At 58.0% G+C, this 17129-nt stretch carries 17 protein-coding genes; 12 read left to right on the top strand and 5 right to left on the bottom strand.

Annotated features, from left to right (window positions below; translation table 11 throughout):
- Positions 1-282: 282 nt before the first annotated feature.
- The 5 genes from rhaB to rhaM are packed head-to-tail and all read left to right on the top strand — an operon-like array spanning position 283 to position 5392.
- Entirely contained in the window at positions 283-1752 is a 1470-nt protein-coding gene (gene rhaB, locus EBL_RS00375) for a rhamnulokinase (protein ID WP_002440744.1), read from the top strand.
- Complete coding sequence (gene rhaA, locus EBL_RS00370; RefSeq protein WP_002440746.1) at positions 1749-3008, top strand: L-rhamnose isomerase; 1260 nt, start codon at positions 1749-1751, stop codon at positions 3006-3008. The genes rhaB and rhaA overlap by 4 nt, the downstream gene beginning before the upstream one ends.
- A gap of 59 nt (positions 3009-3067) precedes the next feature.
- The gene (gene rhaD, locus EBL_RS00365; RefSeq protein ID WP_002440747.1) at positions 3068-3892 is read left to right on the top strand and encodes a rhamnulose-1-phosphate aldolase; all 825 of its coding nucleotides are present in this window, start codon (positions 3068-3070) and stop codon (positions 3890-3892) included.
- A 25-nt stretch (positions 3893-3917) separates the two neighbouring features.
- Complete coding sequence (gene fucO / locus EBL_RS00360; RefSeq protein ID WP_002440748.1) at positions 3918-5066, top strand: lactaldehyde reductase; 1149 nt, start codon at positions 3918-3920, stop codon at positions 5064-5066.
- An 11-nt stretch (positions 5067-5077) separates the two neighbouring features.
- Positions 5078-5392 carry an L-rhamnose mutarotase gene (rhaM, locus tag EBL_RS00355; RefSeq protein ID WP_034920130.1) on the top strand — a complete coding sequence of 105 codons (315 nt, stop codon included), beginning with the start codon at positions 5078-5080 and terminating at the stop codon, positions 5390-5392.
- A gap of 58 nt (positions 5393-5450) precedes the next feature.
- Here rhaM and EBL_RS00350 read toward each other — a convergent pair whose 3' ends face one another.
- The 3 genes from EBL_RS00350 to EBL_RS00340 all read right to left on the bottom strand — a co-directional run bounded on the left by EBL_RS00350 (position 5451) and on the right by EBL_RS00340 (position 6843).
- Positions 5451-5864: a helix-turn-helix domain-containing protein gene (locus EBL_RS00350; protein WP_002440751.1), complete on the bottom strand. Its 414-nt coding sequence runs from the start codon at positions 5862-5864 to the stop codon at positions 5451-5453.
- Positions 5861-6172, bottom strand: a complete 312-nt coding sequence (locus EBL_RS00345; RefSeq protein ID WP_002440752.1) for a type II toxin-antitoxin system HigB family toxin — start codon at positions 6170-6172, stop codon at positions 5861-5863. The genes EBL_RS00350 and EBL_RS00345 overlap by 4 nt, the downstream gene beginning before the upstream one ends.
- Positions 6173-6294: 122 nt before the next feature.
- Complete coding sequence (locus EBL_RS00340) at positions 6295-6843, bottom strand: helix-turn-helix domain-containing protein (RefSeq protein WP_002440753.1); 549 nt, start codon at positions 6841-6843, stop codon at positions 6295-6297.
- Between the two features lie 138 nt (positions 6844-6981).
- On the opposite strand from EBL_RS00340, the gene EBL_RS00335 reads away from it, so the two are divergent.
- A complete protein-coding gene (locus tag EBL_RS00335) occupies positions 6982-7644 on the top strand; it encodes an AzlC family ABC transporter permease (RefSeq protein ID WP_002440754.1) in 663 nt (220 codons plus the stop codon).
- On the top strand, positions 7644-7967 hold the full coding sequence (locus EBL_RS00330) for an AzlD domain-containing protein (RefSeq protein WP_002440756.1): 324 nt from the start codon (positions 7644-7646) through the stop codon (positions 7965-7967). The genes EBL_RS00335 and EBL_RS00330 overlap by 1 nt, the downstream gene beginning before the upstream one ends.
- Before the next feature lie 41 nt (positions 7968-8008).
- Here the strand turns inward: EBL_RS00330 and EBL_RS00325 are convergent, their stop codons facing one another.
- On the bottom strand, positions 8009-8221 hold the full coding sequence (locus EBL_RS00325) for a YdgH/BhsA/McbA-like domain containing protein (protein WP_002440757.1): 213 nt from the start codon (positions 8219-8221) through the stop codon (positions 8009-8011).
- Between the two features lie 292 nt (positions 8222-8513).
- Positions 8514-9344, bottom strand: coding sequence for a formate dehydrogenase accessory sulfurtransferase FdhD (gene fdhD / locus EBL_RS00320; RefSeq protein WP_002440759.1), 831 nt, complete (start codon positions 9342-9344; stop codon positions 8514-8516).
- A gap of 208 nt (positions 9345-9552) precedes the next feature.
- On the opposite strand from fdhD, the gene fdnG reads away from it, so the two are divergent.
- From fdnG to norV, 5 genes are all read left to right on the top strand, one after another.
- Positions 9553-12603 (top strand): formate dehydrogenase-N subunit alpha, encoded by a 3051-nt coding sequence (fdnG, locus tag EBL_RS00310; protein ID WP_002440760.1) that lies wholly within the window; start codon positions 9553-9555, stop codon positions 12601-12603.
- Between the two features lie 12 nt (positions 12604-12615).
- The gene (gene fdxH / locus EBL_RS00305) at positions 12616-13518 is read left to right on the top strand and encodes a formate dehydrogenase subunit beta (protein WP_002440761.1); all 903 of its coding nucleotides are present in this window, start codon (positions 12616-12618) and stop codon (positions 13516-13518) included.
- The gene (gene fdoI, locus EBL_RS00300; RefSeq protein ID WP_002440763.1) at positions 13515-14150 is read left to right on the top strand and encodes a formate dehydrogenase cytochrome b556 subunit; all 636 of its coding nucleotides are present in this window, start codon (positions 13515-13517) and stop codon (positions 14148-14150) included. The genes fdxH and fdoI overlap by 4 nt, the downstream gene beginning before the upstream one ends.
- Positions 14147-15076 (top strand): formate dehydrogenase accessory protein FdhE, encoded by a 930-nt coding sequence (gene fdhE / locus EBL_RS00295; protein ID WP_002440765.1) that lies wholly within the window; start codon positions 14147-14149, stop codon positions 15074-15076. Before fdoI ends, fdhE begins: the two co-directional genes overlap by 4 nt.
- Positions 15077-15680: 604 nt before the next feature.
- Positions 15681-17120: an anaerobic nitric oxide reductase flavorubredoxin gene (gene norV, locus EBL_RS00290; protein WP_002440767.1), complete on the top strand. Its 1440-nt coding sequence runs from the start codon at positions 15681-15683 to the stop codon at positions 17118-17120.
- The last annotated feature ends 9 nt before the right edge of the window (positions 17121-17129 follow it).

Genomic DNA, 17129 nt, shown 5'->3' with positions numbered 1-17129 from the left:
GAAATGTCCTTCGATACTAGAGAAGCAACCCGGTTACGGCCTTAAAGTTTCGACACCAAACGGGGCAAAAGCTGCAGGTTATTCAAGATATGGCGGGAAATATCGCGAAATGCGGCGGCTGTCACACCGGGCGATTTCCGCCCCTGCGCGGCAATTTGTGAAGCGACTCACGCTTATCTTTGGTTTCCTGCCAGCCCCGTTTACGGGCTGTCATTAGTACGAAGGTGAACACCCGGGCAGGCTCCTAGACTGGCAACCAGTGATTTTCGCAAGGAGCCCGTCATGACTGTTCACCACTGTGTTGCTGTTGATTTAGGTGCCTCCAGCGGCCGCGTAATGCTGGCCCGCTATGAGACAACCACCGGCAACCTTACCCTGCGGGAGATTCACCGCTTCGCCAATGGCCTGCACCGGGTTGAGAACCAGGAGACCTGGGATGTGGATAACCTGGAGCACCATATCCGCCTTGGCCTGGCCAGAATCTGTGATGAGGGCATCCTGATCGATAGTATCGGCATTGATACCTGGGGCGTGGACTTTGTCCTGCTGGATGCGCAGGGCAACCGGGTTGGCCTGCCGGTGGCCTACCGGGATAACCGCACCCGGGGTATACAGGAGCAGGCCTGCCAGGCCCTGGGCCGCGACGCGATTTACCAGCGCACCGGGATCCAGTTTCTGCCGTTTAATACCCTCTACCAGCTGCGCGCCCTGCGTGAGCAGCAGCCAGAATTGCTGGCGCGCGTCGCCCATCTGCTGCTGATACCGGACTATTTATGCTACCGGTTAACCGGCACCATGAACTGGGAATATACCAACGCCACCACCACCCAACTGGTGAATATTAACAGCGACGACTGGGATGACACCCTGCTGGCCTGGGCGGGCGTACCGCGCCGCTGGTTTGGCACACCCACCCACCCGGGCAATGTTATCGGCCACTGGATCTGCCCGCAGCACAACCGTATTCCGGTGGTTTCCGTTGCCACCCACGATACGGCCAGCGCGGTGATTGCCGCCCCGCTACAGGATGACCAGGCCGCGTATCTCTCTTCCGGGACCTGGTCGCTGATGGGCTTTGAAAGCCAGACCCCGTATACCAGCCCCCGGGCGCTGGCGGCCAATATCACCAATGAAGGCGGGGCCGAGGGGCGCTACCGGGTGCTGAAAAACATTATGGGCCTGTGGCTGTTGCAGCGGGTCTGCGCTGAGCAGCAGATAAGCGATGTCCCCCGGCTGATAGAGCAGGCCCGCCAGATCCCCGCCTGCCGCTACACCATTCACCCGAATGACGACCGGTTTATCAACCCGGAGAGCATGAGCGCGGAAATTCAGGCCGCCTGCCGGGAAAGCGGCCAGCCGGTGCCGCAAACCGCGGCCGAACTGGCGCGCTGTATTTTTGACAGCCTGGCGCTGCTGTACGCCACGGTGCTTGAGGAGCTCTCCGCCCTGCGCGGCCGCCCGTTCACCCACCTGCATATTGTGGGCGGTGGCAGCCAGAATACCCTGCTCAACCAGCTATGTGCCGATGCCTGCGGGATCCCGGTACTGGCGGGCCCGGTGGAGGCCTCCACCCTTGGCAATATCGGCATTCAGCTGATGGCCCGAGATTTACTGCGGGACGTGGACGCGTTCCGCCAGGTGGTGCGCAACAACCATCACCTCATCACCTATACCCCTGATCCGACTGGCAACCTTGCCCGTTTTGTTGCCCGCTCGCAGCAAAACCGCCACACAAAGGAGCTTTGCGCATGACTACTCAACTTGAACAGGCCTGGCAACTGGCTAAACAGCGTTTTGCCGCCGCAGGCATTGATGTCGAACACGCCCTGCAACAGCTGGACCGCCTGCCGGTATCCATGCACTGCTGGCAGGGTGACGACGTGGCCGGTTTTGAAAACCCGCAGGGCAATCTGACCGGCGGGATCCAGGCCACCGGTAACTACCCGGGCAAGGCGCGTAATGCAGAGGAGCTGCGGGCCGATCTGGAACAGGCGCTGAGCCTGATCCCGGGGCCAAAGCGCCTTAACCTGCACGCTATCTATCTGGAGTCTGAAACGCCGGTATCCCGGGATAAGATCAAACCGGAGCACTTTAAAAACTGGGTAGAGTGGGCCAAAACCCACCAGCTGGGGCTGGACTTTAACCCGTCGTGCTTCTCGCACCCCCTGAGTGCCGACGGGTTTACCCTCTCCCACGCGGACCCGGAAATCCGCCAGTTCTGGATAGATCACTGCAAGGCCAGCCGCCGGATTTCTGCCTACTTCGGTGAACAGCTGGGCACCCCGTCTGTGATGAATATCTGGATCCCGGACGGCATGAAAGACATTACCGTCGATCGCCTGGCGCCGCGCCAGCGCCTGGCCGCCGCCCTGGATGAGGTGATAAGCGAAAAGCTGAACCCGGCACACCATATTGACGCAGTAGAAAGCAAGCTGTTCGGCATTGGCGCAGAAAGCTACACCGTGGGCTCAAACGAGTTTTACATGGGGTATGCCACCAGCCGCCAGACCGCCTTGTGCCTGGATGCGGGCCACTTCCACCCCACCGAGGTGATTTCCGACAAAATTTCCGCCGCCATGCTCTATGTGCCGCGCCTGCTGCTGCATGTGAGCCGCCCGGTACGCTGGGACAGCGACCACGTGGTCCTGCTGGATGACGAAACCCAGGCTATCGCCAGCGAGATCGTGCGCCATGACCTGTTCGGGCGGGTACATATCGGCCTGGATTTCTTTGATGCTTCCATCAACCGGATTGCCGCCTGGGTTATCGGCACCCGCAATATGAAAAAAGCCCTGCTGCGCGCCCTGCTGGAGCCAACGGACCAGTTACGCCAGCTGGAGGCCGCCGGGGACTACACTGCCCGCCTGGCACTGCTGGAAGAGCAAAAATCCCTGCCCTGGCAGGCGGTGTGGGAGATGTACTGCCAGCGCCACGACGTTCCGGCAGGCAGCGAGTGGCTGACCACAGTGCGCCACTACGAGCAAAGCATCCTCAGCCAGCGCGGCTAAACGCCACCACCACTATCACTCTGCCGGGCACACTGCCCGGCTTAACGGGGTAACAGACAATGCAACAGATTCTCGATGCCTGGTTTGTCCAGGGCATGATCAAAGCCACTTCCGACGCCTGGTTAAAAGGCTGGGACGAGCGCAACGGCGGCAACCTGACCCTGCGCCTGGATGAAGACGACATCGCCCCTTACACTGCCGACTTCCACGCCACGCCGCGCTATATCCCGCTCAGCCAGCCGATGCCGGAACTGGCCGGTACGCCGTTTATTGTTACCGGTTCGGGTAAGTTCTTCCGCAATGTGGCGCTGGAAACCGCCGCCAATATTGGCGTGGTCCGGGTTGACCGTGACGGCGCCGGGTATCACATCCTCTGGGGGCTGGAGGGGGATGCCCTGCCAACCTCGGAATTACCGGCCCATTTTTTATCTCACTGCGCCCGCATCAGGGCCACCGGCGGTAAAGATCGCGTGATCATGCACTGTCACGCCACCAACCTGATAGCCCTGACCTATGTGCTGGAAAACGACACCAACCTTATCACCCGCAAACTGTGGGAAGGCAGCACCGAATGCCTGGTGGTCTTCCCGGACGGGGTAGGTATTTTGCCGTGGATGGTGCCGGGTACTGATGATATTGGCCAGACCACCGCCCGGGAGATGGACAAGCACGCCCTGGTGTTATGGCCATTTCACGGGGTGTTCGGCAGCGGCCCGACCCTTGATGAGGCCTTCGGGCTTATCGATACCGCGGAAAAATCTGCCGAGATCCTGGTGAAGGTGCTGTCGATGGGCGGCATGAAGCAGACCATCTCCCGGGAGGAGCTGGCCGCCCTGGCGGCACGCTTTGGTGTAACCCCGCTGGCGGGCGCGCTGGCCCTGTAACCGGCCCGGACACAAGGAGATACTCATGAGCTTTACCCTTGCTCTACCCAAAATCAGCCTGCACGGGACGGGCGCTATCGGCGATATGGTGAAACTGGTTTCCGGCAAACAGTGGGGCAAGGCCCTGATTGTGACCGATGGCCAGCTGGTGAAACTGGGCCTGCTGGACAGCCTGTTCAGCGCCCTGGCCGGGCACAATATGGACTGGCACCTGTTTGATTCGGTATTCCCGAACCCGACCGAAGCCCTGGTGCAGCAGGGGTTCCAGGCCTGGCAGGATAACCAGTGCGACTATATCATCGCCTTTGGTGGCGGCAGCCCGATAGACACCGCCAAGGCGATTAAAATTCTCACCGCCAATCCGGGGCCCTCTACCCGGTATTCGGGTGTTGGCCATGTCACCCATCCGGGGGTTCACCTGGTGGCGATCAACACCACTGCCGGTACTGCCGCCGAGATGACCAGCAACGCCGTGATTACCGACAGCGAACGCCAGGTCAAAGAGGTGATTATCGACAGCAATATCATTCCGGATATTGCCGTGGATGACGCAAGCGTTATGCTGGCGATCCCGCCTGCGGTCACCGCCGCCACCGGGATGGACGCACTCACCCACGCCATTGAAGCCTATGTCTCCACCGGGGCCCATACGCTTACCGATCCGAACGCCCTGGAAGCCATCCGCCTGATTGGCCAGTGGCTACCGGAGGCGGTGGATAACGGCCACAACCTGAAGGCCAGAGAGATGATGGCCTGTGCCCAGTATCTGGCGGGAATGGCATTTAACAGCGCCGGTCTCGGGCTGGTTCACGCCCTGGCCCACCAGCCAGGGGCCACCCACAACCTGCCACACGGGGTGTGTAACGCTATCCTGCTGCCGGTGGTTGAACACTTTAACCGCCCGTCTGCGCCCGCCCGCTTTGCCCGGATCGCCAGTGCGCTGGGGGTTGATACCCGTGATATGGACGAAGAGCAGGCAAGCCTTGCGGCCATTCACGCCATCCGTACGCTTTCCGCCCGGGTGGGGATCCCGGCCGGTTTTGCCGCACTGGGCATCACCCGGCAGGATATTGAAGGCTGGCTGGATAAAGCCCTGGCAGATCCCTGCGCACCGTGTAACCCGCGTACCGCCAGCCGTGACGACGTGCACGCCCTGTATCTGGAGGCCCTGTGAGCCAGAATACCCTGATCCGTAAAGCCTTTGTGATGCAGGTGAACCCCGGCGCTCACCAGGAGTATCAGCGCCGCCATTCGCCCATCTGGCCGGAGCTGGAAGCGGTGCTGAAACAGCACGGTGCCCATCACTACGGGATTTATCTCGACGCGGAGCGCCACCTGCTGTTTGCCACGGTGGAGGTGGAATCAGAAGAGCGCTGGAACGCGATAGCGCAAACGGACGTCTGCCAGCGCTGGTGGGCGTATATGCGCGAGGTGATGCCCACCAACCCGGATAACAGCCCGCGCAGTGCGGAACTGAAGCCGGTGTTTTACCTGGAATAACGGCTTCAGGACCCGTCATTATCACCCGGCAGAAGGGTCTGCCGGGTGAATGGATAATTCAGAGGAACAGCTCAGGCTTAATATGAAAGCGCGCGGCCAGCGCTTTGATATGCGCAAGGGTCAGGGAACGCTGACCACTCAAAATACGGCTAACCAGGGATTTTTTACCAATCTCCTGCTCGAAATCACTCTGCGTTAAATGATACTGATCCATGATAACCCTGAGTACCGATACTCCCGCCGGAACGCTGGCAATGCGCGCGTTAAACTCGGCGAATTCAGGAGCTTCATCCTCGTATTTCTCTATCCTGGCGGCCAGCATATCAATCAGCGGGCTATCCGGCTCATGTTCGACCAGATACTCCACCATCCGCAAAGCGTCTTCATAATCTTTACGGGAGGTGCTTCCCCCAAGCAGCGGGAACATGGTTGCCAGCGCTTGCGCAGTTTTAATGGCTTCTGCGTAACTCACTCTTTGTTCCTCCGGTAATAGTCCGTCAGCTTGTCGTATTCAGCATGGGTAGAAATATGCTTGATGAACAACTTTCCCCGTTCAAAATCAGCAAAGAACATCACCCTTAGCTGACCACCACCCACATCAATAACCCACCATTTTTCCCGGAGCTTCATCCGGTCCAGGCTGGGAAATTGCATTCTCATCTCATCCGGTGAGCGATAATTCTCACGTTTCAGAACCCGGTAAAGATCATCAAGTGCAGCAGCCTGATTAGGGAATATTTTGGTCGCGGTATCGAACGGCGCTCTTGATATAATATGCATCCTGCGCTCCATGTTTCCAACATGGAAACAGCCTATCTTAGTGCAGTAGTGGTGACAATGTGAACACTTTATTTCCTGAATCCTGCTCGCAGCACACTGCCACCGGTTACCCGGACCCACCGCTAATTCTGCTCCGCCACCAGTAGTGCCGTGGTATCCGGCTCCAGCGCTTTAAACAGATGCGCCTGATCGGCCGGGTAGCAAATATAGTCCCCCTCCCCCAGCTCTTCCGGTGCGCTGATAAGCCCCACCAGCGCCCGGCCGCGGGTAACGATAATATGCTCCACGGAGCCCGGCGGATGCGGCTGTGATTCGCGATCCGCCCCGGGCTGGGTGAGCAGCAGGTAGATATCGCGCCGTGCCCCCGGCGGGCATGCGGCCAGCAAAATGGCCTCGTAATTGGCCTGCCCGGCCACCACTTTGGTGCCCTCTCCCCGGCGGATAACCTGGGTGGCAGGTGCCTGGGGCTCCAGCAGGCGGGCAAAAGGGATGTCCAGCGCAACACACAGTGACCACAGGGTTTCAAGGCTCGGGTTTCCGTTGCCTCCCTCCAGCTGAGACAGGGTGGATTTGGCAATCCCGGCGCGGCGCGCCACCTCCCCAAGGGACAACCCGGCCCGGGTACGCTCGCGCACCAGGCTTCTGGCAATTAAGGCAATCGGCTGTGCCATGACATCTCCCGGCTTTTATCCACTAAGATTATCAATGCGTTCACGGAACGTTCGCTATAATGAACGATTCGTTCGTCTTGATAAACACTCTGGTTATGTTCATTATAATGGAACATCGTTCGATATGGTGAAACTCTTATGTCCACATCTCCATTTTCCTGTTTGCCAGCCGCCACGGTAAAGGCCATTGCCCTGGTCGCCCTGGCCATCGCCATTACTGGCGCTTCTTACGGCTCCCTGGCGGCCGCCTATGGCTTCCCGCTCTGGGTGCCGTTTATGTTGTCGTTATTTGTTCTGGCCGGTGCATCAGAGTTTATGTTTATCGGCATTGTGGCCAGCGGCGGGCACCCTCTCGCGGCGGCAGCGGCCGGGCTACTGGTAAATGCGCGCCATATTCCGTTTGGTGTGAACGTGCGTGATCTGGTGGGCAAAGGCGCCAGCGGCCTGCTGGGCTGCCATATCATGAACGATGAGAGCGTGGTATTTGGCCTCTCCCAGCATACCCCGGCCCAGCGCAGAGCCGCTTACTGGCTGTGCGGAATGGGGGTCGCCATCTGCTGGCCGCTGGGGGCGGTGCTGGGGAGTGTGGCGGGCCGGTTGCTGCCTTCGGCCGAAGCCATCGGGCTGGATGCTGTCTTCCCGGCCATTTTGCTGGCGCTGGTACTGCCCGCGCTACGCCATAAAACCACCTGTATTCGCGCCAGTGGCGGCGCACTGCTGGCCCTGGGGACTGTGCCCCTGCTGCCGGTGGGATTACCGGTTCTGATCTCTTTGTTTGGCTTAGCGCTGAGGAAAAAATAATGGCCAGTAACGGATTAATTCTGAGCGGTATTGCGCTGCTGTCTGTGGGCACTTATCTGATGCGCTTTGGCGGGGTAAAACTGGGCAGCAAGCTGGCTCTTTCTGAGCACGCCCGGGCACTACTGTCCGACGCGGCCACCACACTGCTGTTTGCGGTCGCGCTCAGCGCCGCGCTCTATGAAGATGGCCATTTTGCCGGTGCCGCCCGGGTGTCCGGGGTGGCGGTGGCGCTGCTGCTGGCCTGGCGCAAAGCGCCGCTTATCCTGGTTATCATTGCTGCCGCCGTTGTGACCGCGCTGCTGCGCCTGGCGGGCATCCATTAAAAAAGCGCCCGCAGGCGCTTTTTACACAGGGACAGTCTGGCTTATTTGGTCAGTACCGCCGTCATATGTACCTGGTTACCGGTGTAGGCTTCAGTGATTTTATAAGCAGAGGCACCGGCCGCTTCTGCTTTAGCCGCGATTTTTGCTTCCGCACCGTCGAGGGTTGAATCAGTGGCGGTGACTGTCTGGCCTGCAAAAGCGCCGAAAGCAGCGGTAAGGGCGATGGCAGCAACAAAAGTTTTGATAGTTTTCATGGTCTGTCTCCTGCGTTTGTCTGTTCCGGGAAAGGCGCTGTGCCTTTGTTGAGATAAATAGTAGATCCAGATCACACTCAGGAATAGTGGAATAGTTTGCTTCACACAATCAAATAATCTGAACAAGAGATAATATTCTGATTAATAACCGCGCAAATGTTAAAAGCAGGATAAAAACCCATTAACCAGCGTTATTATCAGGGTTTAGAGCTAAAAATCGCCAGTGACACGAAATGATCACTGGCGACGAAGGGGATAAAACGTGCGTTTTATCTGCCCGGGAAAGGGCGTATCAGGGAAGTAAACGCTGCGGGTGGGTGTAGACCATCGCCCGGCCCGGGCGGCAAAAACCCACCAGCGTGAGATTACAGCGGCGCGCCACTTCAACGGCAAGGGTCGTGGCCGCAGATACCGCAAACAGGATCTCCACCCCGCACATGGCGGCCTTCTGGACCATTTCATAGCTGGCCCTGCTGGAGACCAGCGCCGCCCCGTCGGACCAGCCTGCCAGGCTGCGCTGCCCCAGCAGCTTGTCCAGCGCCACGTGGCGGCCAACATCTTCATAGCCCCCGCTCACCTGGCCCTGTTCATCCAGCCAGACGGCCACATGGGTACACCCGGTAAGCTGCCCCACCGGCTGGTAGCCACGCAGGGATTCAATACCCGCATCCAGCTTGCTGAGGGAAAATTGCTGCGAAAACGGCAGTGACGGGATCGGGCGCACCACGTCATCCAGCTGCTCTACCCCGCAGATCCCGCACCCCGTGCGGCCTGCCAGGGCGCGGCGGCGCTCCTTCAGCCCCATAAACCGGCGGCTGGAGAGCTCAATTTGCACCTCCAGCCCGTTATTGCAGGTGGGAACCACATCCATACCGTAGATATCCGCCGGTGAGGCAATAATCCCCTCAGACAGGGAAAACCCCAGCGCGAACGCCTGCAGATCTTTGGGCGATGCCATCATCACCACATGGGAAATGCCGTTATAGACCAGCGCCACGGGTACTTCCTCTGCCAGCCAGTCCTGGTGGGTATTCACCAGATCCTGCTTATCCCAGAGCATAAAGGGCTGTGCGCCTGTGACACTTTGAGCACTTTCCGGCTCACCTGTTGATACATTCTTCACATTATATTAACCAAATGAGAACAGCCACAACACTATTATGGTATTCTGTTAGCACTACCCCTCCGGTTATGGAGGGTTTCTGAACAGATTTTGAACCCTTGCCCCGTCTGGTGCAAAGGAAAACAGAATAAATCGCCCCTGGCGTGACTGGTCAGCCCGGCACAACAGGGCAAAGCAATGAGCAATATGTCGAGACAAGGAGCAACCCATGCAAGTCAGCAGAAGGCAGTTCTTTAAGATCTGCGCTGGCGGTATGGCAGGAACCACAGCAGCGGCACTGGGCTTTACCCCGGCAACCGCGCTTGCGGAAACACGGCAATATAAATTGTTGCGTACCCGTGAAACCCGCAACACCTGCACATACTGTTCCGTAGGCTGTGGCTTACTGATGTACAGCCTCGGAGACGGTGCAAAAAACGCGAAAGCCTCCATTTTCCATATCGAAGGGGATCCGGATCATCCGGTAAACCGCGGGGCATTGTGCCCGAAAGGCGCAGGTCTGGTGGATTTTATCCACTCAGAAAGCCGCCTGAAGACACCCCAGTACCGCGCACCAGGCTCCGACAAATGGCAGGATATCAGCTGGGACGATGCCTTCGACCGGATCGCAAAACTGATGAAAGCCGACCGGGACGCCAACTTCATTGCCCAAAACGATCAAGGCACCACCGTTAACCGCTGGCTCTCCACCGGTATGCTGTGTGCGTCTGCTTCAAGTAACGAAACCGGCTATTTAACCCAGAAATTTTCCCGCGCCCTCGGCATGCTTGCCGTGGATAACCAGGCGCGTGTCTGACACGGACCAACGGTAGCAAGTCTTGCTCCAACATTTGGTCGCGGTGCGATGACCAACCACTGGGTAGATATTAAAAACGCCGACGTTGTCGTGGTGATGGGCGGTAACGCCGCCGAAGCACACCCGGTCGGGTTCCGCTGGGCCATGGAAGCCAAGATCCATAACGGCGCTAAACTTATCGTTATTGATCCGCGCTTTACCCGTACTGCGTCTGTGGCGGATTTCTACACCCCGATTCGTTCCGGTACGGATATTGCGTTCCTGTCCGGGGTTATCCTCTACCTGCTGACAAACGAAAAAATTAACCGCGAATATGTGGAAGCCTACACCAACGCCAGCCTGATCGTGCGTGAGGATTACGGCTTTGACGACGGGCTGTTCACCGGCTACGACGCGGCAAACCGCAAATACGATAAGACCAGCTGGAACTACGAGCTGGACGAAAACGGCCACGCCAGACGCGACACCACCCTGGCCCACCCGCGCTGTGTCTGGAACCTGCTCAAACAGCACGTCTCCCGCTACACGCCGGAAATGGTCGAGACCATCTGCGGCACGCCAAAGGCCGATTTCCTCAAAGTGTGTGAATATCTGGCCGAAACCAGCGCCAAAGATAAGACCACCTCGTTCCTGTATGCCCTGGGCTGGACCCAGCACTCCATCGGTGCCCAGAACATCCGCACCATGGCGATGATCCAGCTGCTGCTGGGCAACATGGGGATGGCCGGTGGCGGGGTTAACGCCCTGCGCGGTCACTCCAACATTCAGGGGCTGACTGACCTTGGCCTGCTCTCCCAGAGCCTGCCCGGGTATCTGACTTTACCCAGCGAAAAACAGCCGGATCTGCAAACCTATCTGGCCGCCAACACCCCCAAACCGCTGCTGGAAGGCCAGGTGAACTACTGGGGTAACTACCCGAAATTCTTCGTCTCCATGATGAAGGCCTTCTTCGGGGATAAAGCCACCGCAGAAAACAGCTGGGGCTTTGACTGGTTACCGAAGTGGGACAAAGGCTACGACGTCCTGCAATACTTCGAAATGATGCACCAGGGCAAAGTGAACGGCTATATCTGCCAGGGCTTTAACCCGGTGGCCTCGTTCCCGAACAAGAACAAGGTGATAGCCTCACTGTCGAAGCTGAAATTCCTGGTCACCATTGACCCGCTGAACACCGAAACCGCCACCTTCTGGCAGAACCACGGTGAGCAGAACGATGTGGACTCGTCCACCATCCAGACCGAGGTATTCCGCCTGCCGTCCACCTGCTTTGCGGAGGAGAACGGCTCTATCGTTAACTCCGGCCGCTGGTTGCAGTGGCACTGGAAAGGGGCAGACGCCCCCGGGGATGCACGCAACGACGGGGAAATTCTGGCCGGTCTGTTCCTGCGGCTGAAAAAGATGTACGCCACCGAAGGCGGAGCCTGCCCGGAGCAGGTGCTGAACATGAGCTGGAACTACAGCACCCCGGAAGCCCCGGCCCCGGAAGAGGTCGCCCAGGAGAGCAACGGCCGGGCACTGGCCGACATTACCGACCCGGCCACCGGCGCGGTACTGGCGAAAAAAGGCCAGCAGCTCAGCACCTTTGCCCATCTGCGTGACGACGGCACCACCACCAGCGGTTGCTGGATCTTCACCGGCAGCTGGACGCCAGACGGCAACCAGATGGCGAAGCGCGATAACGCCGATCCATCTGGCCTGGGTAACACCCTGGGGTGGGCATGGGCCTGGCCGCTTAACCGCCGCATTCTGTATAACCGCGCCTCGGCCGATCCACAGGGCAACCCGTGGGATCCGAAACGCCAGCTCCTCAAGTGGGACGGCGCCAAATGGGGCGGCGTGGATATTCCGGACTACAGCGCCGCAGCACCGGGCACCGATGTGGGGCCGTTTATTATGCAGCCGGAAGGGATGGGCCGCCTGTTCGCCCTCGACAAGATGGCGGAAGGGCCGTTCCCGGAACACTACGAGCCGTTCGAAACGCCGCTGGGCACCAACCCGCTGCACCCGAACGTGGTCTCTAACCCGGCAGCCCGCGTCTTTAAGGGCGACCTTGAAGCAATGGGCAAAGCGGATAAATTCCCCTACGTGGGCACCACATATCGCCTGACGGAGCACTTCCACTACTGGACTAAGCACGCGTTACTCAACGCCATTGCCCAGCCAGAGCAGTTTGTGGAAATTGGCGAGAAGCTGGCCGGTAAACTGGGCATCGCTCAGGGCGATATGGTGAAAGTCTCCTCTAACCGTGGCTATATCAAAGCCCGGGCGGTGGTGACCAAACGTATCCGCACCCTGAATGTGCACGGTAAACAGGTGGATACCATCGGTATTCCGATTCACTGGGGTTACGAAGGGGTGGCGAAGAAAGGCTTTATCGCCAACACCCTGACACCGTTTGTCGGTGATGCGAACACCCAGACGCCGGAGTTCAAGGCGTTCCTGGTGAATGTGGAAAAGGCGTAACGGAGGCGAACTATGGCTTATCAATCTCAGGATATTATCCGCCGTTCCGCCACTAACGGCTTCACCCCCGCGCCCCGTGCGCGGGATCATCAGGAAGAGGTGGCGAAGCTGATTGACGTGACCACCTGCATTGGCTGTAAAGCCTGCCAGGTGGCCTGTTCCGAATGGAACGACCTGCGTGATGAAGTGGGCAATAACGTGGGGGTGTACGACAACCCTGCGGATCTGACCGCGAAATCCTGGACGGTGATGCGTTTTTCAGAAGTGGAGCAGAACGACAAACTGGAATGGCTTATCCGCAAGGATGGCTGTATGCACTGTGCTGATCCGGGCTGCCTGAAGGCGTGCCCGGCGGAAGGGGCAATTATCCAGTATGCCAACGGGATCGTCGATTTTCAGTCTGAGCAGTGCATTGGCTGCGGCTACTGTATTGCCGGCTGCCCGTTCGACGTGCCGCGCCTGAACCCGGAAGACAACCGGGTCTACAAATGCACCCTGTGCGTAGACCGGGTTGAAGTGGGCCAGGAGCCAGCCTGTGTGAAAACCTGCCCGACCGGCGCCATCCATTTTGGCACCAAAGAGGCCATGAAAACCCTGGCCGGGGAGCGGGTCAGCGAGCTGAAAACCCGGGGTTACGAAAACGCAGGTCTGTACGATCCGGCGGGCGTGGGCGGCACCCACGTTATGTACGTACTGCACCACGCGGACAAGCCGAATCTGTACCACGGCCTGCCGGAAAACCCGGAAATCAGCGCCACCGTGAAGTTCTGGAAAGGGGTCTGGAAACCGCTGGCCGCCATTGGTTTTGCGGCCACCTTCGCCGCCAGTGTCTTCCATTATGTCGGTGTCGGGCCTAACCGCGCAGACGAAGAGGAAGACAAACCCCATGACGAAAAAGACGAGGTGCGCAAATGAGAAAACGTGACACCATCGTGCGCTATACGGCGCCGGAGCGAATCAACCACTGGATCACCGCCTTTTGCTTTGTGCTGGCGGCGGTGAGCGGGCTGGGGTTCTTCTTCCCCTCCTTCAACTGGCTGATGCAAATCTTCGGCACGCCGCAGCTGGCGCGCATTCTGCACCCGTTTGTCGGGGTGGTGATGTTTGCTTCATTTATCATCATGTTCTTCCGCTACTGGCACCACAACCTAATCAATAAGGATGATATCTTCTGGGCGAAGAATATTCGTAAGATCATCGTTAACGAGGAAGTGGGCGACACCGGGCGCTATAACCTTGGCCAGAAGTTTGTTTTCTGGTCGGCTATTCTGCTGCTGGTGCTGCTGCTGGTAAGCGGGATCGTTATCTGGCGGCCGTACTTCGCGCCGGCTTTCTCAATCCCGGTGATCAGGGTCGCGCTAATGCTGCATTCATTTGCCGCAGTGGCGCTGATTGTGGTTATCATGGTGCATATCTACGCCGCCCTCTGGGTGAAAGGCACCATTACCGCAATGGTGGAAGGCTGGGTACCGGCTGCGTGGGCGAAGAAACACCACCCGCGCTGGTATCGGGAAGTCCGCCAGAAACAGGAAAAATCATCTGAATGAGTATTCGCATTATCCCGCAAGACCAGCTGGAGAAGGGCGACAAACATACGGCGGATATGATTCCGCCGTTATTATTCCCCAGGCTGAAAAATCTTTACCACCGCCGGGCAGAGCGCCTGCGTGAACTGGCAACCAGCAACCCGCTGGGCGATTATCTGCGCTTTGCCGCACTGATAGCCCACGCCCAGGAGGTGGTGCTCTATGACCACCCGCTGGAGATAGACCTCACCGCGAGGATTGCCCGGGCCGCAAGCGAGGGGACACCACCGCTGGATCTCCACACCCTGCCCCGTGACGACCACTGGCACACCCTGCTGCGCTCTCTGATTGCCGAGCTGAAGCCGGAAATGAGCGGCCAGGCGCTGGCGGTGATCGAAAATCTGGAAAAAGCCTCCGCCCGGGAGCTTGAAGAGATGGCCAGCGCACTGTTCAACGCGCAGTTCAGCCAGATAAGCAGCGACAAAGCCCCGTTTATCTGGGCGGCGCTCTCCCTGTACTGGGCGCAAATGGCCAGCCAGATCCCCGGCAAAGCCCGGGCCGAATATGGTGAACACCGCCAGTTCTGCCCGGTGTGCGGCAGTATGCCGGTCTCCAGCATTGTGCAGATAGGCACCACCCAGGGGCTGCGCTACCTGCACTGTAATCTGTGCGAGACCGAGTGGCATGTGGTCCGGGTCAAATGCAGCAACTGCGAACAGACCCGGGATCTGCACTACTGGTCTCTGGACAGCGAGCAGTCCGCCATTAAGGCGGAAAGCTGCGGTGACTGTGGCTCCTACCTGAAGATCCTCTATCAGGAAAAGGACCCGAACGTAGAGGCGGTCGCCGACGATCTGGCAAGCCTGGTGCTGGATGCCCGCATGGAGCAGGAGGGCTTTGCCCGCAGCTCCATCAACCCGTTCCTGTTCCCCGGCGAAGGGGAATAAGACGCGCTTGCATTTGTGGTGCGAGTCAATACATCAGGGTGGCGCTGCCGCCCTTTTTTTTGGCATTTTTTTATAAATTCAGACAGATCACCTGCCGTCGCGGAAATTTTTTATCCTGTTGATTTATATTGAATTTATATAAGTCCTTTTAACGAAGCGGCAGTAAATGCCCCCTAAATTTAAAAAAGCACAAAAAAGGCCCCCACGGGGTATTGGTAACCCGATGAATTCAGGCATATAATGCGCCCGAATCCATGTAGCAATGGGCTTGTAAGTGCACCCGCTCGGGTGAGCGAGTGTTACTGCAACCCCACGGGGACCGTTCGCGGTCCCCGTTGGGGACTCTCCTTCCTGTGTCGTTCTGCTGTGTATCTCCCTTTTGTGTTTTTCTCTGCCCTGTCGTTTACGGCTTGTCTGTTTGCTGCCCCCGGAATAGTCATTTTAACAATGACAATGTCTTTTTGACCTACACATCAAGAGTCATAATGACTATCACAATGAACCGATTATTTTTATTTTCCTTTAGTTTCATTAAGTTAAAAAACTGGCACGATTCCTGTATTAGCTAAGCATCATTTATTGATCATTTGCTATTGAGGTATCTATGTCTATTCTGGTTAAAAATAACATTCACTGGGTTGGTCAGCGTGACTGGGAAGTGCGTGATTTTCACGGCACCGAGTACAAAACACTGAAAGGCAGCAGCTATAACAGCTACCTGATCCGGGAAGAAAAAAATGTCCTGATTGACACCGTAGACCACAAATTCAGCCGGGAATTTGTGCGCAACCTGCAAGACGAGATAGACCTTAACGCTATCGACTACATCATCATCAACCACGCGGAAGAAGACCACGCCGGTGCCCTGACCGAGCTGATGTCTTACATCCCCGATACCCCGATTTACTGCACTAACAACGCCATCGACTCCATTAACGGCCACCACCACCACCCGGAGTGGAATTTTAATGTGGTGAAAACCGGCGACAGCCTGGATATCGGTAACGGCAAGAAACTGATTTTTGTTGAAACCCCGATGCTGCACTGGCCGGACAGCATGATGACCTATATCACTGGCGATGCGGTGCTGTTCAGTAATGACGCCTTTGGCCAGCACTACTGCGACGAGCACCTGTTCAATGACGAAGTCGACCAGACGGAGCTGTTTGATCAGTGCCAGCGCTATTACGCCAATATTCTGACCCCGTTCAGCCGCCTGGTGACCCCGAAAATTACCGAGATCCTCGGTTTCAACCTGCCGGTGGATATGATAGCGACCTCCCACGGGGTGGTATGGCGCGACAACCCGACCCAAATTGTTGAGCAGTATCTGAAGTGGGCGGCCGACTACCAGGAAGATCGCATTACTATTTTCTACGATACCATGTCGAACAACACCCGGATGATGGCCGACGCCATCGCCCAGGGGATTACCGAAGTTGACCCTCGCGTGGCGGTGAAAATTTACAACGTGGCGCGCAGCGACAAAAACGACATTATCACCAGCACCTTCCGCTCTAAGGGGGTTCTGGTGGGCTCATCAACCATGAATAACGTGATGATGCCGAAAGTGGCAGGCTTACTCGAAGAGCTTACCGGCCTGCGTTTTCGCAATAAAAAAGCCTCTGCCTTCGGGAGCTACGGCTGGAACGGCGGCGCCGTTGACCGGGTCCAGACCCGCCTGATGGATGCCGGGTTCGAAACCACTATCTCCCTGAAAGCCAAATGGCGCCCGGACAGCGACACCCTGGCCGCCTGCCGCGAACACGGCCGGGAAATCGCCCGCCAGTGGGCGCTCTCTCCGCTGCCGGAGACCGCCCCACAGAGTGCCTGCGGTTGCGCCAGTACCGAAGCCGCCCGGCCTGCTGCCAACGCCGATCTCGGCCCGAAAATGCAGTGCAGTGTCTGTATGTGGATCTACGATCCGGCCACCGGCGAAGAGACCCAGAATGTGGCCCCCGGCACCCCGTGGAGCGATGTGCCTGACGACTTTCTCTGCCCGGAATGCTCAATGGGCAAAGATGTGTTTGATCCGGTGAAATAAGGGGGCGTT

This window comes from Shimwellia blattae DSM 4481 = NBRC 105725, assembly GCF_000262305.1.
GTDB lineage: Bacteria > Pseudomonadota > Gammaproteobacteria > Enterobacterales > Enterobacteriaceae > Shimwellia > Shimwellia blattae.
Note: the sequence above shows the minus strand (reverse complement) of the source record. Positions and strands in the feature narration are given on the sequence as shown.

Coding starts and splice junctions, on each gene's coding strand:
- rhaB (WP_002440744.1), top strand. CDS start 283: ATGACTGTTCACCACTGTGTTGCTGTTGATTTAGGTGCCTCCAGCGGC.
- rhaA (WP_002440746.1), top strand. CDS start 1,749: ATGACTACTCAACTTGAACAGGCCTGGCAACTGGCTAAACAGCGTTTT.
- rhaD (WP_002440747.1), top strand. CDS start 3,068: ATGCAACAGATTCTCGATGCCTGGTTTGTCCAGGGCATGATCAAAGCC.
- fucO (WP_002440748.1), top strand. CDS start 3,918: ATGAGCTTTACCCTTGCTCTACCCAAAATCAGCCTGCACGGGACGGGC.
- EBL_RS00345 (WP_002440752.1), bottom strand. CDS start 6,172: ATGCATATTATATCAAGAGCGCCGTTCGATACCGCGACCAAAATATTC.
- EBL_RS00340 (WP_002440753.1), bottom strand. CDS start 6,843: ATGGCACAGCCGATTGCCTTAATTGCCAGAAGCCTGGTGCGCGAGCGT.
- EBL_RS00335 (WP_002440754.1), top strand. CDS start 6,982: ATGTCCACATCTCCATTTTCCTGTTTGCCAGCCGCCACGGTAAAGGCC.
- EBL_RS00330 (WP_002440756.1), top strand. CDS start 7,644: ATGGCCAGTAACGGATTAATTCTGAGCGGTATTGCGCTGCTGTCTGTG.
- EBL_RS00325 (WP_002440757.1), bottom strand. CDS start 8,221: ATGAAAACTATCAAAACTTTTGTTGCTGCCATCGCCCTTACCGCTGCT.
- fdxH (WP_002440761.1), top strand. CDS start 12,616: ATGGCTTATCAATCTCAGGATATTATCCGCCGTTCCGCCACTAACGGC.
- fdoI (WP_002440763.1), top strand. CDS start 13,515: ATGAGAAAACGTGACACCATCGTGCGCTATACGGCGCCGGAGCGAATC.
- fdhE (WP_002440765.1), top strand. CDS start 14,147: ATGAGTATTCGCATTATCCCGCAAGACCAGCTGGAGAAGGGCGACAAA.
- norV (WP_002440767.1), top strand. CDS start 15,681: ATGTCTATTCTGGTTAAAAATAACATTCACTGGGTTGGTCAGCGTGAC.